This is a genomic window from Streptococcus pseudopneumoniae (genome assembly GCF_038148955.1).
GTDB classification, from domain to species: domain Bacteria; phylum Bacillota; class Bacilli; order Lactobacillales; family Streptococcaceae; genus Streptococcus; species Streptococcus pseudopneumoniae_T.
In genome coordinates this window covers 1-16575 of record NZ_JBBJZY010000017.1, presented here as the reverse complement: position 1 = coordinate 16575, position 16575 = coordinate 1, and the positions used below count along the sequence as shown (strand labels likewise).

Annotated in this window: 13 protein-coding genes; 11 read left to right on the top strand and 2 right to left on the bottom strand. The window is 43.7% G+C overall.

Translation table 11 applies throughout. From position 1 onward, the window contains the following. Nucleotides 1–6: 6 nt before the first annotated feature. From WKI23_RS06975 to WKI23_RS06930, 10 genes are all read left to right on the top strand, one after another. Complete coding sequence (locus WKI23_RS06975) at nucleotides 7–2403, top strand: primosomal protein N' (protein WP_368079407.1); 2397 nt, start codon at nucleotides 7–9, stop codon at nucleotides 2401–2403. A 12-nt stretch (nucleotides 2404–2415) separates the two neighbouring features. Then, a complete protein-coding gene (gene fmt, locus WKI23_RS06970; protein ID WP_368079406.1) occupies nucleotides 2416–3351 on the top strand; it encodes a methionyl-tRNA formyltransferase in 936 nt (311 codons plus the stop codon). Then, entirely contained in the window at nucleotides 3344–4657 is a 1314-nt protein-coding gene (gene rsmB, locus WKI23_RS06965) for a 16S rRNA (cytosine(967)-C(5))-methyltransferase RsmB (protein ID WP_368079405.1), read from the top strand. The genes fmt and rsmB overlap by 8 nt, the downstream gene beginning before the upstream one ends. Before the next feature lie 14 nt (nucleotides 4658–4671). Next, nucleotides 4672–5412 (top strand): Stp1/IreP family PP2C-type Ser/Thr phosphatase, encoded by a 741-nt coding sequence (locus WKI23_RS06960; protein WP_368079404.1) that lies wholly within the window; start codon nucleotides 4672–4674, stop codon nucleotides 5410–5412. Then, a complete protein-coding gene (gene stkP / locus WKI23_RS06955; protein ID WP_368079403.1) occupies nucleotides 5409–7388 on the top strand; it encodes a serine/threonine-protein kinase StkP in 1980 nt (659 codons plus the stop codon). Before WKI23_RS06960 ends, stkP begins: the two co-directional genes overlap by 4 nt. Before the next feature lie 114 nt (nucleotides 7389–7502). Further along, a complete protein-coding gene (locus tag WKI23_RS06950) occupies nucleotides 7503–8261 on the top strand; it encodes a threonine/serine exporter family protein (RefSeq protein ID WP_016398867.1) in 759 nt (252 codons plus the stop codon). Between the two features lies 1 nt (nucleotide 8262). Further along, a complete protein-coding gene (locus tag WKI23_RS06945) occupies nucleotides 8263–8712 on the top strand; it encodes a threonine/serine exporter family protein (RefSeq protein ID WP_057487161.1) in 450 nt (149 codons plus the stop codon). 160 nt (nucleotides 8713–8872) lie between these two features. Continuing rightward, nucleotides 8873–9121 carry a hypothetical protein gene (locus WKI23_RS06940; RefSeq protein WP_368079429.1) on the top strand — a complete coding sequence of 83 codons (249 nt, stop codon included), beginning with the start codon at nucleotides 8873–8875 and terminating at the stop codon, nucleotides 9119–9121. Nucleotides 9122–9251: 130 nt separating this feature from the next. Further along, on the top strand, nucleotides 9252–10424 hold the full coding sequence (locus WKI23_RS06935; RefSeq protein ID WP_368079402.1) for a hydroxymethylglutaryl-CoA synthase: 1173 nt from the start codon (nucleotides 9252–9254) through the stop codon (nucleotides 10422–10424). Next, nucleotides 10424–11698, top strand: a complete 1275-nt coding sequence (locus tag WKI23_RS06930) for a hydroxymethylglutaryl-CoA reductase, degradative (protein ID WP_368079401.1) — start codon at nucleotides 10424–10426, stop codon at nucleotides 11696–11698. The genes WKI23_RS06935 and WKI23_RS06930 overlap by 1 nt, the downstream gene beginning before the upstream one ends. Before the next feature lie 233 nt (nucleotides 11699–11931). Here WKI23_RS06930 and WKI23_RS06925 read toward each other — a convergent pair whose 3' ends face one another. After that, complete coding sequence (locus WKI23_RS06925; protein WP_368079400.1) at nucleotides 11932–12897, bottom strand: LacI family DNA-binding transcriptional regulator; 966 nt, start codon at nucleotides 12895–12897, stop codon at nucleotides 11932–11934. Next, nucleotides 12878–14332 carry a glycoside hydrolase family 32 protein gene (locus tag WKI23_RS06920; protein ID WP_368079399.1) on the bottom strand — a complete coding sequence of 485 codons (1455 nt, stop codon included), beginning with the start codon at nucleotides 14330–14332 and terminating at the stop codon, nucleotides 12878–12880. The genes WKI23_RS06925 and WKI23_RS06920 overlap by 20 nt, the downstream gene beginning before the upstream one ends. A gap of 360 nt (nucleotides 14333–14692) precedes the next feature. Here WKI23_RS06920 and WKI23_RS06915 point away from each other — a divergent pair. Beyond that, the coding region (locus WKI23_RS06915) for a sucrose-specific PTS transporter subunit IIBC (protein ID WP_368079398.1) at nucleotides 14693–16575 on the top strand (1883 nt) is incomplete at its 3' end.

The following is a 16575-nucleotide window of genomic DNA, read 5'->3' as shown; positions in this document are numbered from 1 at the left end:
GAGAAGATGGCTATAGCTAAGATTATTGTGGATGTGCCTTTGATGCAGACGGACCAACCCTATAGTTATAGGATTCCGGAGGAATTTGAGGGAATGCTAGAAGTTGGGATGCGGGTTCATGTGCCTTTTGGTAAGGGCAATCGCCTGATTCAAGGGATTGTTCTTGGTTTGGAGTCCCAACCAGATGAAGAAGAGGTTAATCAAGATTTAAAAGATATTGCGGAGGTGCTGGATTTTTCTCCTGTTCTCACGCAAGAACAACTCTGGCTGGCTGAGGAGTTACGCAAATCTGTCTTCTCCTACAAAATCTCTATCCTCAAGGCTATGTTACCAGGATTTCTGAACTCCAGCTATGACAAGATTCTCTATCCTCTGGCAGGTCTGAGTCAGGAGGACCGAGTGCGTTTGTTTGGTTCAGAGGATTCGCTTGCTTTTTCTTCTCTAGATTTAAGTAAGCAAGCTGAAATGATGCGTTTGACTAGAAAAGGTCTGCTTGGTCTAGAATATCAGGCGATTGATCAAAAGAAGGTCAAGACCCAGTCTTGGTATGAGGTAGATCTTGCTCAATTAGAAAATGTAGAGATTTCTGCACGTGCCAAGAAAAAGTTAGAACTGAGAGACTATCTGCTGTCTCATCCTGAGAGTGCTTCTTTGGCTAGTTTGTTAGAGTTCTATTCGCGAGAGCAAGTCAACTTCTTTGTGGAACAAGGTACTGTGACCATAGTTCAAAAGGAAGTGCAACGCTCGGCTGCTTATTTTGAAGGCATTGAGGCAAGTCGACCTTTGGAGTTGAATCCAGAACAAAGACAGGCGCGTGATGCGGTTGTCAGTGCGATTGGCAGTCATCAGCCTCCCTTCCTCCTTCAAGGGATTACAGGAAGTGGGAAGACCGAGGTTTACTTGCAGATTATACAAGGGGCCTTGGATAAGGGGAGGACAGCTATTTTACTGGTGCCTGAGATTTCCCTGACTCCGCAAATGACGGAGCGTTTTATTGCTCGCTTTGGTAAGAAAGTGGCCATTCTTCACTCAGGCTTGTCCAATGGTGAAAAGTATGATGAATGGCGCAAAGTGGAACGTGGCAATGCTCAAGTTGTTGTGGGTGCCAGATCGGCCATCTTTGCTCCGCTGAAAAATCTAGGTGTTATGATTATCGATGAGGAGCACGAAGCGACTTATAAGCAAGACAGTAATCCCCGCTACCATGCTAGAGATGTGGCTCTTTTACGTGCCCAGTACAATCAAGCTGCCTTGGTCCTTGGGTCTGCAACACCAAGTCTGGAAAGCCGTGCGCGAGCTGGCAAAGGCGTCTATCAACACTTACGTCTGACCCAACGGGCCAATCCTTTGGCTACAATCCCTGAGGTTCAAGTGATTGACTTTCGAGACTATATCGGACAAAATGAGACGTCAAACTTTACACCTCCCTTGCTAGAAGCCATCCAAGACCGTCTGGCTAAAAAAGAGCAGGTGGTTCTCATGCTCAATCGTCGTGGTTATTCTAGCTTTGTTATGTGTCGGGAGTGTGGGACGGTGGATACTTGTCCCAACTGTGATATTTCTCTCACCTTGCACATGGATACCAAGACCATGAACTGCCATTATTGTGCTTTTTCGAAAGACATTCCTCAAGCCTGTCCTAACTGTAAGAGCCGTAGCATTCGTTACTACGGGACGGGAACTCAGAAGGCTTATGACGAGCTAGCAGAACTCTTTCCGCAGGCCCGTATTTTGCGCATGGATGTGGATACGACTCGTAAGAAAGGTAGTCATCAAGCTCTGCTTGACCAGTTTGGGCGAGGAGAAGCGGATATCTTGCTGGGAACTCAGATGATTGCCAAGGGTTTGGATTTTCCAAATGTGACCCTAGTCGGAGTTCTCAATGCGGATACTGCCTTGAATCTGCCTGATTTCCGTTCTTCTGAGAGAACCTTCCAACTTTTGACTCAGGTGGCAGGTCGGGCAGGACGTGCTGAAAAAGCTGGTCAGGTCTTGATTCAGTCTTACAATCCTCAGCACTACGCTATCCGATTTGCCAAGGATCAGGACTACGAAGGCTTTTATGCCTATGAAATGGGTATCAGACGACAACTAGGCTATCCACCTTACTATTTCACCATTGGCATTACCCTTTCTCACAAGAAAGAAGAAGAGGTAGTCAAACGTGCCTATGAAGTCATGAACATTTTGCGGTCAGGTTTGTCTGAAACTAGTCACATTCTTGGTCCAACGCCCAAACCCATTGCTCGTACCCACAACCTTTATCATTACCAGATTTTAATTAAATACCGTTTAGAAGATGAGATGGGGCCGACCCTCAATCAGGTCTTGGCTCTGACTCAAGAACGGGAAAATAGTGAGCTCCGTCTCAGCATTGACCATGAGCCACAGCAATTTTTATAAGAAGGAGAAGATATGACAAAACTAATCTTTATGGGGACACCCGACTTTTCAGCAACAGTCTTAAAAGGACTTTTGACAGATGACCGTTACGAAATTCTAGCCGTTGTGACCCAGCCAGACCGTGCTGTTGGTCGTAAAAAAGTGATCCAAGAAACCCCAGTCAAGCAGGCTGCCAAGGAAGCGGGCCTTCCAATCTACCAACCTGAAAAATTATCTGGAAGTCCTGAGATGGAAGCTATTATGAAGCTAGGAGCAGATGGAATTGTGACCGCTGCATTTGGGCAGTTTCTCCCAAGTAAACTCCTTGATAGCATGGACTTTGCGGTCAACGTTCATGCCTCTCTTCTTCCTAAACACCGTGGTGGTGCACCTATCCATTATGCCTTGATTCAAGGGGATGAGGAAGCTGGTGTGACCATTATGGAAATGGTTAAGGAAATGGATGCAGGGGATATGATTTCTCGTCGTAGTATTCCGATCACAGATGAGGACAATGTTGGCACCTTGTTTGAGAAATTGGCGCTAGTTGGTTGCGATTTGCTTTTGGACACTTTGCCTGCCTACATTGCTGGTGACATCAGACCTGAACCGCAGGATCCAAGTCAGGTTACTTTCTCGCCAAACATCAAGCCAGAGGAAGAAAAATTGGACTGGAATAAAAGCAATCGTCAACTTTTTAACCAGATCCGTGGGATGAACCCCTGGCCTGTTGCCCATACTTTCCTTAAGGGCGACCGCTTTAAGATTTATGAAGCCCTACCAGTAGATGGTCAGGGAAATCCAGGTGAGATCCTCTCTATCGGCAAGAAAGAATTGATTGTCGCAACGGCAGAAGGTGCTCTATCCCTCAAACAAGTGCAGCCAGCTGGTAAACCTAAGATGGACATTGCTTCCTTCCTCAACGGAGTTGGACGGACATTGACTGTAGGAGAACGATTTGGTGACTAAAGTAGAAACGGCTAGAAGTTTAGCTCTAGCAGTATTAGAGGATGTTTTTATCAATCAAGCATACTCAAATATCGCCTTAAATAAGCATCTCAAGGGAAGTCAACTTTCGGTAGCAGACAAGGGCTTGGTAACCGAGCTGGTCTATGGAACGGTAGCCCGTAAACTGACTCTGGAATGGTACCTATCCCACTTTATTGAGGACAGAGACCAGTTAGACAGTTGGCTCTACGTCCTTCTCCTCATGAGTGCCTACCAGCTCCGCTATCTGGATAAGATTCCAGACCATGCTGTGGTCAATGAAGCAGTAGAGCTAGCCAAAGTCCGAAAAAAGGGCAGTGAAAAATTGGTCAACGCTGTCCTTCGCCGTATCTTGCGTGAAGGCTGGCCAGATATTGCTAGCATCAAACGAAAAAACAAGCGTGATTCCATTGCCTATTCTCTCCCAGTTTGGCTAGTTGCCAAGCTCAAGGAAGAATACGGAGAAGAGCGAGCACAAGCTATTTTTGAAAGTCTCTTGGTGCGAAACAAGGCTAGCATCCGAGTGACTGACTTAAGCCGAAAAGAGGAAATCCAAGACTTGTTGGAGGCTAGTGATTCACCTTTGTCTGTTTCTGGTCTGGTTAAGGAGCAAGGCCACTTTGCGGGACATGACCTATTTTCAGAGGGGGCTATTACTATACAAGACGAGTCTAGTCAGCTGGTTGCTCCGACGCTTGATTTACAAGGTAATGAGCAGGTTCTAGATGCCTGTGCGGCTCCAGGTGGGAAAACAGCCCATATAGCCTCTTATCTCACGACAGGTCAGGTTACGGCTTTGGATCTTTACGATCACAAGTTGGACTTGATTCAAGAAAATGCCCAACGTCTGGGAGTCGCAGATCGGGTTCAAACTCAAAAATTGGATGCCAGAAAGGTGCATGAGTTTTTTGGGCAGAATTCATTTGATAAGATTTTGGTAGATGCTCCCTGTTCAGGAATAGGTCTTTTGCGCCGGAAACCAGACATCAAATACAATAAAGAAACGGCAGATTTCGCGTCCTTACAGGAAATTCAGCTAGAAATATTAGGTAGTGTTTGTCAAACACTAGGCAAAGGTGGTATAATAACTTATAGTACCTGTACTATTGTCTCAGAGGAGAATTTTCAAGTCGTTGAGGCGTTTTTAGAAAGTCATCCTGAGTTCGAGCAGGTAAGACTAGAACATGAATGTAAGGATATCATGAAAGACGGCTGTATCCTCATTACACCTGAATTGTATGGAAGTGATGGATTCTTCATCAGTCAATTTCGTAAGATATCGGATTAGGAAGGAACTGACACATGGAAATTTCATTATTAACAGATGTTGGTCAGAAACGGACAAATAACCAAGACTATGTCAACCACTATGTCAATAGAGCTGGACGTACTATGATTATTTTAGCTGATGGGATGGGAGGTCATCGCGCAGGGAATATCGCTAGTGAAATGGCGGTAACAGACCTAGGTATAGCTTGGGTCGATACCCAAATCGATACAGTCAATGAAGTGCGTGAATGGTTCGCCCATTACCTAGAAATTGAAAATCAAAAGATTCACCAGCTTGGTCAGGATGAAGCATACAGAGGCATGGGAACTACTTTGGAAGTCCTTGCTATTATTGATAATCAGGCTATCTATGCTCATATTGGTGATTCGCGTATCGGCTTGATTCGTGGAGAAGAATACCACCAGTTGACGAGCGACCATTCCTTGGTCAATGAATTGCTCAAGGCTGGTCAATTGACACCAGAAGAGGCAGAAGCTCATCCGCAAAAAAATATTATCACCCAGTCTATCGGTCAAAAAGATGAAGTTCAACCTGATTTTGGAATGATCACCCTTGAGCCAGGTGACTATCTCTTGCTCAATAGTGATGGTTTGACTAACATGATTTCAGGCAGTGAGATTTGTGATATTGTAACCAGTGATATTCCTTTGGCAGATAAAACAGCGACGCTTGTGCGTTTTGCTAACAATGCAGGAGGTTTAGACAACATTACGGTTGCCCTTGTTTCTATGAACGAGGAGGATGCAGAATGATCCAAATCGGCAAGATTTTTGCCGGACGCTATCGGATTGTGAAACAGATTGGCCGAGGAGGCATGGCAGATGTCTATTTGGCCAAGGATTTAATTCTAGACGGAGAAGAAGTGGCAGTGAAGGTCTTGAGGACCAACTACCAGACGGACCCGATAGCTGTAGCTCGTTTTCAGCGTGAAGCGAGAGCTATGGCAGATCTAGACCATCCTCATATCGTTCGGATAACAGATATTGGTGAGGAAGACGGTCAACAGTATCTTGCAATGGAGTATGTTGCTGGACTGGACCTTAAACGCTATATCAAGGAACACTATCCTCTTTCTAATGAAGAAGCCGTCCGTATCATGGGACAAATCCTATTGGCTATGCGTTTGGCCCATACCAGAGGAATTGTTCACAGAGACTTGAAACCTCAAAATATCCTCTTGACACCAGATGGGACTGCCAAGGTCACAGACTTTGGGATTGCGGTTGCCTTTGCAGAGACGAGTCTGACCCAGACTAACTCTATGCTGGGCTCAGTTCATTACTTGTCACCAGAGCAGGCGCGTGGTTCGAAGGCGACGGTACAGAGTGATATCTATGCCATGGGGATTATTTTCTATGAGATGTTGACTGGCCATATCCCTTATGACGGGGATAGCGCGGTGACCATTGCCCTTCAGCATTTCCAAAAACCACTGCCGTCAGTTATTGATGAAAATCCATCTGTGCCTCAGGCTTTGGAGAATGTTGTCATCAAGGCAACTGCCAAGAAATTGACAGATCGTTATCAGTCAGTTGCAGAGATGTATGTGGACTTGTCTAGTAGCTTGTCTTATAATCGTCGTAATGAACCAAAGCTGATCTTTGACGATGCGACTAAGGCGGACACCAAGACTCTACCAAAAGTATCCCAGAGCACCTTGACTTCGATTCCTAAGGTTCAAGCGCAGACAGAACACAAACCAATCAAAAAACCAAGCCAGGCTGTGACAGAGGAAACTTACCAACCACAGGCACCGAAAAAACGTAGATTTAAGATGCGTTACCTGATTTTTTTGGCCAGCATTGTATTGGTGGCAGCTTCTCTTATTTGGATACTATCCAGAACTCCTGCAACCATTTCCATTCCAGAGGTGGCAGGTCAGACAGTTGCGGAAGCCAAGGAAACCCTCAAGAAAGCCAATTTTGAGATTGGCGAGGAGAAGTCAGAGGCTAGTGAAAAGGTGGAAGAAGGGCGGATTATCCGTACAGATCCTGGTGCTGGAACTGGTCGAAAAGAAGGAACGAAAATCAATTTGGTTGTCTCATCAGGCAAGCAATCTTTCCAAATTAGTAATTATGTCGGTCGGAAATCATCTGATGTCATTGCGGAATTAAAAGAGAAAAAAGTTCCAGATAATTTGATTAAAATTGAGGAAGAAGAGTCGAATGAGAGTGAGGCTGGAACGGTCATGAAGCAAAGTCTACCAGAAGGTACGACCTATGACTTGAGCAAGGCAACTCAAATCGTCTTGACAGTAGCTAAAAAAGCTACGACGATTCAATTAGGGAACTATATTGGACGGAACTCTACAGAAGTAATCTCAGAACTCAAGCAGAAGAAGGTTCCTGAGAATTTGATTAAGATAGAGGAAGAAGAGTCCAGCGAAAGCGAACCAGGAACGATTATGAAACAAAGTCCAGGTGCAGGTATCACTTATGATTTGAGTAAACCTACTCAAATCGTCTTGACAGTAGCTAAAAAAGTTACAAGTGTTGCCATGCCGAGTTACATTGGTTCCAGCTTGGAATTTACTAAAAATAATCTCGTTCAAATTGTCGGTATTAAAGAAGCCAATATTGAAGTTGTAGAAGTGTCGACAGCTCCCGCTGGAACTGCTGAAGGTACAGTCGTTGAACAGAGTCCTAGAGCAGGTGAAAAGGTAGACCTCAATAAGACTAGAGTCAAGATTTCAATCTACAAACCTAAAACAAGTTCAGCTACTCCTTAAAAGCAGATGAATAATCAAAATGAGTAATCAATCTTTGTCATGATTTCGTGGCAAAGATTTTTTTTGAGTCCTGATTTGTGATAGAATAGAAGGAGTTGATAAAAGGAGGCAAGCATGGAAGAATCAAAAGAATTAAATGCCGTCATTGATGTGATTATGCTAGCGGGGACTATTCTCCTTAAAAGTGGCTCAGAGATTCATCGTGTAGAAGATACCATGATTCGGATTGCGCATTCGCAGGGGATTGTGGATTGCAATGTTCTTGCCATGCCTGCCGCTATCTTTTTCTCGATTGAAAATACCAATATTTCGCGCATGAAGCGTGTGACCTCCTCTTCTTATAACATTGAAAAAGTCTGCGATGTGAACCAGATTTCTCGTCAGCTGGTTGGGGGGCAGATTGATTTAGAAACAGCCTTTAAGCAATTGACTGCCTTGCAGGCTCAACCCCTTCCCTATACTAAGTTGCAGGTGACTCTGGCTGCGACCTTTAGTGCTCCTTTCTTTTCAATTATGTTTAGTGGAAATATCTACGACGCACTTGGGGCAGGAGTGGCGACCTTATTTGGTTTTGCCTTTTCCCTTTACGTGGAGAAGTTTATCCGAATTCCCTTTGTAACAGCCTTTGCTGGAGCCTTTGTCTTTGGGATGATAGCCCAGTTTTGGGCTCGCTACACAGGCTTTCCTTCGACAGCAGATTTGATTATAGCTGGTGCGGTCATGCCTTTTGTACCAGGAATTGCCTTGACAAATGCGGTTCGGGATATTATGACCAACCACATAAACTCTGGTATGAGTAAGATGTTTGAATCCCTGCTCATTACCCTTGCTTTAGGGGCAGGAACTTCTGTCGCCTTGGTATTGATGAACTAATATGACACTAACTACCTTTTTATTACAAGCAGTGGCAAGTCTTCTTGCTATCATCACTTTTTTAATCGTACTCAATGTTCAGCGGTCCATGCTCTTACCAGGAGGAATTTTGGGCATGGCTGTTTGGCTAATCTATCTCTTGCTCAAGGAACCGACCAATGTTATTGTAGCTACCTTTATTGCGGCTATTATTGGTTCTTGTGTCAGCCAGATTTTAAGTATTCTTTATAAGACACCTGCTGTGGTCTTTATCTTGGCCATCTTGGCACCACTGGTTCCGGGTTATCTCTCCTACCGGACAACTGCCTTTTTTGTGACAGGAGACTATAATAAAGCGCTGGCAAGTGCAACCTTAGTTGTCATGCTGGCTTTGGTAATCTCTATTGGCATGGCTAGCGGAACAGTGATTCTTAGACTGTATCATTATATAAAAACACATCGAGTATCATAGAAATTTCAGAAATAAAAGAATTTTCTGAAAAATGAGATAAATGCATTGACAACGCTTTCTCTATGTAGTATTCTATATATAGAAAGGAGGAAAAATCATGAAAAAATTACTATTTTCCTTATTGTCTGTAAGTCTACTGACCTTGTTGTTTATCCCAGTCATGGTTTCTAGTTCAGGCTCAGAGTTTCAAAGTGGATTGCAAGAGCATCAGTTGATTGCTGAGAAGGTTAGTAAAACACTTGACAAGACATTTGATAAGGATGTCAGAGAAATTCCGACTAGTCAGTTTTATCAAGAATTTGTAGATGAGATGGGAAGGACTTACTCGGGAAATTTAATCCTCCAGGAGCTGATAACTGAGAATGGGGCTTATAAAGCTACTTATGTTGGTGAGCTCTCTAGCAACTAATCATTCTTTAAAATTATGACCAACAAGAGGCTTGATTTGGTGAATCAAGTCTTTTTTCTCTCTTTTACTGCCATTTGTGATAAAATAGTACTGAACGATTTTTTACATGAATGATAAAACAGAGGTAAATATGACAATCGGTATTGATAAGATTGGTTTTGCGACCAGTCAATACGTCTTGAAATTACAAGACTTAGCAGAAGCGAGGGGAATTGACCCTGAAAAATTAAGCAAAGGACTCTTGCTCAAGGAATTGAGTATTGCGCCCCTAACTGAGGACATCGTGACCTTGGCGGCCAGTGCTAGTGACTCTATTTTAACTGAGCAAGAGAGACAAGAAATCGATATGGTCATTGTGGCTACCGAGTCAGGAATTGACCAGAGTAAGGCTGCAGCCGTCTTTGTGCATGGCTTGCTGGGCATCCAGCCCTTTGCTCGTAGTTTCGAGATTAAAGAAGCCTGCTATGGAGCGACAGCTGCCCTTCATTATGCCAAATTGCATGTGGAAAATTCTCCAGAGTCTAAAGTCTTGGTCATTGCCAGTGATATTGCCAAATATGGTATTGAAACACCGGGAGAACCAACTCAGGGTGCCGGAAGTGTGGCTATGTTGATTACACAAAATCCACGAATTATGGCCTTTAATAATGACAATGTAGCTCAAACCCGTGACATCATGGATTTCTGGCGTCCAAATTACTCAACAACTCCTTATGTAAATGGTGTTTATTCTACCCAACAATATTTGGATAGTTTGAAAACGACTTGGCTTGAATACCAAAAACGCTACCAGCTTACTTTGGATGATTTTGCGGCTGTTTGCTTCCATTTGCCTTACCCTAAATTGGCGCTAAAAGGCTTGAAAAAAATCATGGATAAGAACTCGCCTCAAGAGAAAAAAGACCTCTTGCAAAAGCACTTTGACCAGTCTATTCTCTACAGTCAGAAGGTGGGGAATATCTACACAGGATCCCTCTTCCTTGGGCTTCTGTCTCTCTTGGAAAATACAGATAGCTTGAAGGCTGGGGATAAAATTGCCCTTTATAGTTACGGAAGTGGGGCTGTGGCTGAGTTCTTTAGTGGTGAATTGGTTGAAGGATATGAAGCTTATCTGGATAAAGACCGTTTGAACAAGCTCAACCAACGAACTGCCCTGTCTGTTGCTGACTATGAAAAAGTCTTCTTTGAGGAAGTAGACTTAGATGAAACAAATTCTGCCCAGTTTGCTGGCTATGAAAATCAAGATTTTGCCTTGGTTGAAATTGTTGACCACCAACGCCGTTATAGCAAGGTTGAAAAATAATGAAGATAAGTTGGAATGGATTTTCTAAAAAATCATACCAAGAGCGCCTCGAGCTGTTACAAGCTCAGGCGCTCCTTAGTCCTGAAAAACAAACCAGTTTGGAGCAGGATGAACAGATGAGTGTGACTGTGGCAGACCAGCTGAGTGAGAATGTAGTGGGAACTTTTTCTCTGCCTTATTCGCTGGTCCCAGAGGTTCTCGTTAACGGTCAGGAATACACAGTTCCCTATGTGACAGAAGAGCCCTCAGTGGTTGCTGCGACCAGCTATGCCAGTAAAATCATCAAGCGAGCAGGCGGTTTTACTGCACAAGTCCATGAGCGTCAGATGATTGGGCAGGTAGCCCTTTATCAAGTTGTTGATCCAGATTTAGCGCAAGAGAAGATTGACGGCAAGAAAGCGGAGCTCTTGGAGCTTGCCAATCAAGCTTATCCTTCCATCGTTAAACGCGGGGGCGGGGCGCGTGATTTACATGTAGAACAGATCAAAGGAGAAACGGACTTTCTCGTTGTTTATCTCCATGTCGATACCCAGGAAGCCATGGGTGCTAATATGCTCAACACCATGCTGGAAGCCTTGAAACCAGTCTTAGAAGAACTCAGCCAGGGACAGAGTCTTATGGGAATTCTGTCTAATTACGCGACCGATTCTCTGGTGACTGCAAACTGCCGCATCGCCTTTCGCTACATGAGCCGCCAAAAGGATCAAGGACGAGAAATTGCGGAGAAAATAGCTTTGGCTAGTCAGTTTGCGCAGGCTGATCCTTATCGAGCCGCTACTCATAATAAAGGGATTTTTAATGGTATTGATGCTATTTTGATTGCTACTGGTAATGACTGGCGTGCCATTGAGGCTGGAGCCCATGCCTTTGCTAGTCGAGATGGACACTATCAAGGTCTTAGTCAATGGACGCTGGACCTTGAAAGAGAAGAATTGGTCGGTGAGATGACCCTGCCCATGCCTGTGGCTACCAAGGGTGGCTCTATCGGCCTCAACCCTCGCGTAGCCCTCAGTCATGAACTACTGGGAAATCCTTCTGCCAAAGAATTAGCCCAGATTATCGTGTCTATCGGTCTTGCACAAAATTTTGCAGCCCTGAAAGCTTTAGTCAGCACAGGAATTCAGCAAGGCCACATGAAATTGCAGGCCAAATCCTTAGCTCTCCTAGCAGGTGCCAGTGAATCCGAGGTAGCTCCCCTAGTCGAGCGCCTCATCGTAGATAAAACCTTTAACCTAGAGACAGCCCAGCGTTATTTAGAAAATTTAAGATCATAAAAAACTCAGACGAATTGGTCTGAGTTTTCTTGTGCTTATACTCAATGAAAATCAAAGAGCAAACTAGAAAGCTAGCCGCAGGTTGCTCAAAGCACTGGCTTTGAGGTTGTAGATAAGACTGACGAAGCCAGCTCAAAACACTGTTTTGAGGTTGTGGATAGAACTGACGAAGTCAGTAACCATATCTACGGTAAGGCGACGCTGACGTGGTTTGAAGAGATTTTCGAAGAGTATTAAATACTTTTCCCTGGTAATAGTGTAACTGGTAAGAAGTAACCAGTTGTGGCGACTTCCTTGCCTTCAATCTTTTGCAAGAGAAGATCAACAGTGAGGCAGGCAATCTCTTCCAATGGTTGCTTGATGGTCGCGAGTTGAGGGTAGTAATTCTTGATAAAGTAGGTCCCATCATAGCCGATGACCTTGAGCTCTTCAGGGACAGAAATGCCCAGTTCTTGAGCGATTTTAATGACTAGAATAGCAGTCAAATCATCCGAAGCAAAGATGGCATCTGGTTTTTGTCGAGTCAAGATATTCTTGATTTCCATTTCTTTTCTGACAGGAGAAAAGTCACTGGAAACATTGATAATAGGAGCTTTTGGGAGTACGGATGCAAAACCAGCGTGGCGTAGTCCAGTTGGCGAGTTAGAATTGTCGTTCCCTGTAATCATGATGATAGACTGGGCGCCTGTCTTAACCAAAGTCTGGGCGGCTAGGACCCCACCAGCATAGTTGTCAGAGGAAACGACTGGAATGTCTGGCGATAGGTTGCGGTCAAAGGAAATAATCGGCGCTGTCACGCGATTGTAGTCTTCGATTCCCAAGTTGTGACTACCAGAAATGATGCCGTCTACCTGATTGGCTTCCAACATTTCGATGTATTCACGTTCCTTTTCAGAATCGTGCTCACTGTTGCAGATGATGGTCTTGTAACCATTTTTGAAGAGTTGGTGTTCCAACTTATCAATCAATTCTGCATAGAAAACATTGGAAATATTTGGGAAAATCAAACCGATTAACTTAGCCGATTTTCCTTGCAGGCTACGAGCTAGGTTGTTGGGTTTATAGCCCAATTCCCGCATGGCTTCATTTACCTTTTGAATGGTTTTTTCAGATAGATACCCTTTTTTATTGATAACCCGAGAAACGGTAGTAGGACTGACGCCTGCAAGTTTGGCGACATCAGTTAGTTTTGCGACCATAATCTAATTCATAGTAAGTTCCAGTTGGGTTTCCAGATTTGATGAGGATCCCATTTTGGTCCGCATGTGGGAAGACACGACCAGAAAATACTTTTTCTCCTTTATTGATGAAAATTTCAAAGACAGAGTTATCGATGAAAATCGTAGCAGTAGTAGCTTGATTGTCGATAGGGCAAGAACGAGTTGTCCCAAATTCTTGAGCGTACTGTTCACCAGCCTGGCTACGATCCACTGTCACTTGACCATTTACAAGGTCAAAGTTGATTGAAAGTCCCTTGCCTTCTTGATCAGCAAGTAAGATAATCTCGCTCTGGCTATTAGCTTCCAAGTTGAGTTCGAGTTCGTAAGTGTTCTTGGTTTGGGTACGGTTTGAGAAGGCTTCTTCAGAAGCACGAAGGTCCTTGATAGCTGCGACTGGGTATTGGTAGAGTTTGCCGTCTTTGATAGTCAGTTCTTTTACCAAAGAGAAGGTTCCTTGATGATCAAAACGGTCAGATGGATATGAAACATCAGGCAAGCCAAGCCAGCTAACAGCTAGAGCGCGCCCATCAGGAGCGTTGAAGGCTTGGGTAGCATAGGCTTCGAAACCATAGTCCATGTTTTGAAGTTGAGATACATCTACCATTTTGGCATTTTCAGGGTCAAAGGAAGCCCCAATCTTATACATATTTGGAAAGATATTATCGTAGTCTAGAACGTTCTTATCCAATCCTTGTGGGCAGTAGAGAAGGACAGGTTGTTCCCCTACAAAGACCAGATTTGGACATTCCATCATGTAGGCAGTACGGTCGTTAGCAAAGTCAAGGTTGCCAACGGCTTGCCAGTTTGTATAGTCGTTGTCTACAGCCTTGTAGAGACGGACGAAGCCTTTGTTCTCCAAGTCCTGTCCACCGACGATAGCATAGTATTGGCCCTTGAAGTTAAAAATTTGCGGATCACGGAAGTGGTCAGTAGAGTCTGCTGGCTGGTCGATCAAGATCTTATCAATCTTTGTAATCTTGCCATTCTTATCCATCAAAGCTCCAATCTGGTAAGGGTGACGGATCCAGTTTTCATCACGAACATTTCCTGTATAAAATAGGAACAAGTTATCGCCAAACTGCATGGCAGAACCAGAGTAGGCACCGTGGCTATCTAATGGAGTATCTGGCAAAACTTTAACTCCAGTTTCTGTGAAGTGAACCAAGTCCTCGCTTTCCAATTGAACCCAAGATTTCAAACCGTGGGCTGCACCAAAAGGAAAGTTCTGATAAAAAACAATCCACTTCCCATCAAAGTAAGAAAAGCCATTTGGATCGTTGAGAAGTCCTGTTTTTGGCTCAACATGGTAATGAGTATGCCATGGAGATTGTGCCATATTTTCTTTTATATTTTGAATTTCTTCTTGCGTCCAATCTTGATAAAGTCTGTAACGACGCTCAGTAGTCCATTCCATTCATTCATTCCTCCAAAAATCTTATCACTTTTAATAGTAACCGTTTTCGGAAAAAAAAGCAAGACTTTTATGTTAAAAAAGAGAAAAAACTGTCAAACGTTTATCATAAAATAAATGCAGGAAATCAATCGAATTTTAAGGAAAATATGAAACAAAACCCTTTTAACCAAGATTTTAAACTTATTTTTTCAAGGAATTCCTAATAAAACAATCAATCTAAAGCGTGCCCACTAAGTGGATAGAATATTTTTTCTGCAAAACGCTTGACATATTTCTAAAACATGATAAAATAAAAGTCGTAGGGCGAATAAAATCGCTTTCAAACAGTTTACAAATTTTTATATAAGGAGATTTTTGCAAATGAACAATCAGGAAATTGCAAAAAAAGTCATCGATGCCTTGGGCGGACGTGAAAATGTCAACAGTGTTGCCCACTGTGCGACTCGTCTTCGTGTCATGGTCAAAGATGAAGGAAAAATCAATAAAGAAGTGATTGAGAACTTGGAAAAAGTTCAAGGTGCTTTCTTTAACTCAGGTCAATACCAAATCATCTTTGGTACAGGTACAGTTAACAAAATGTACGATGAAGTTGTTGCGCTTGGCTTGCCAACATCATCTAAAGCTGACATGAAAGCAGAAGCTGCTAAACAAGGGAACTGGTTCCAACGTGCTATCCGTACTTTCGGTGACGTTTTCGTTCCAATCATCCCAGTTATCGTAGCGACAGGTCTCTTCATGGGTGTGCGTGGTCTTTTCAATGCTCTTGAAATGCCACTTCCAGGTGACTTTGCAACTTACACACAAATCTTGACAGATACAGCCTTCATCATCTTGCCAGGTTTGGTTGTTTGGTCAACCTTCCGTGTATTCGGTGGAAATCCTGCCGTTGGTATCGTTCTTGGTATGATGCTTGTTTCTGGCTCACTTCCAAACGCTTGGGCAGTTGCTCAAGGTGGTGAAGTAACAGCTATGAACTTCTTTGGTTTCATCCCTGTTGTTGGTTTGCAAGGTTCCGTTCTTCCAGCCTTCATCATCGGGGTTGTCGGAGCTAAATTTGAAAAAGCTGTCCGCAAGGTCGTTCCAGATGTCATTGACCTTTTGGTAACACCATTCGTGACACTTTTGGTTATGTCTATCCTTGGACTATTTGTCATCGGACCAGTCTTTCACGTTGTTGAAAACTACATCCTTATCGCGACAAAAGCGATCCTCAGCTTGCCATTTGGTCTTGGTGGTTTCTTGATCGGTGGGGTTCACCAATTGATCGTCGTGTCAGGTGTGCATCACATCTTCAACTTGCTTGAAGTTCAATTGCTTGCTGCTGACCATGCTAACCCATTCAACGCTATCATCACAGCTGCTATGACAGCCCAAGGTGCTGCGACTGTTGCGGTTGGTGTTAAAACTAAAAATCCAAAACTAAAAACTCTTGCTTTCCCAGCTGCTCTTTCTGCTTTCCTAGGTATTACAGAGCCTGCTATCTTCGGGGTGAACTTGCGCTTCCGTAAACCATTCTTCCTTTCTTTGATTGCTGGTGCAATCGGTGGTGGATTGGCTTCAATCCTTGGACTTGCTGGTACTGGTAATGGTATCACCATCATCCCTGGTACAATGCTTTATGTTGGTAACGGACAACTTGTCCAATACCTTCTTATGGTAGCTGTATCATTCGTTCTTGGTTTCGCTCTTACTTATATGTTTGGTTATGAGGATGAAAAAGAAGTTGCTACTGAAGTAGAGACAGAACGTTTGGTCCAAGAAGAAACAACTGGCAACATTCCAGCAGCTCTTCAAAATGAAACACTTGTAACTCCTATCGTTGGTGATGTTGTAGCTCTTGCTGATGTTAATGATCCAGTCTTCTCAAGTGGAGCTATGGGACAAGGTATCGCTGTGAAACCAAGTCAAGGTGTGGTATATGCACCAGCTGATGCTGAAGTTTCAATTGCCTTTCCAACAGGACACGCTTTTGGTTTGAAAACAACTGATGGTGCTGAAGTTTTGATCCACGTTGGTATTGACACTGTGTCTATGAACGGTGAAGGTTTTGAAGCAAAAGTTGCTCAAGGTAATAAGGTTAAAGCAGGCGATGTTCTTGGAACATTTGACTCAAACAAAATCGCTGCAGCTGGACTTGATGATACAACAATGGTTATCGTTACAAATACAGCTGACTACGCTTCAGTAGCTCCAGTCGCAACAGGTTCAGTTGCGAAGGGGGATGCTGTGATCGAAGTGAAAAT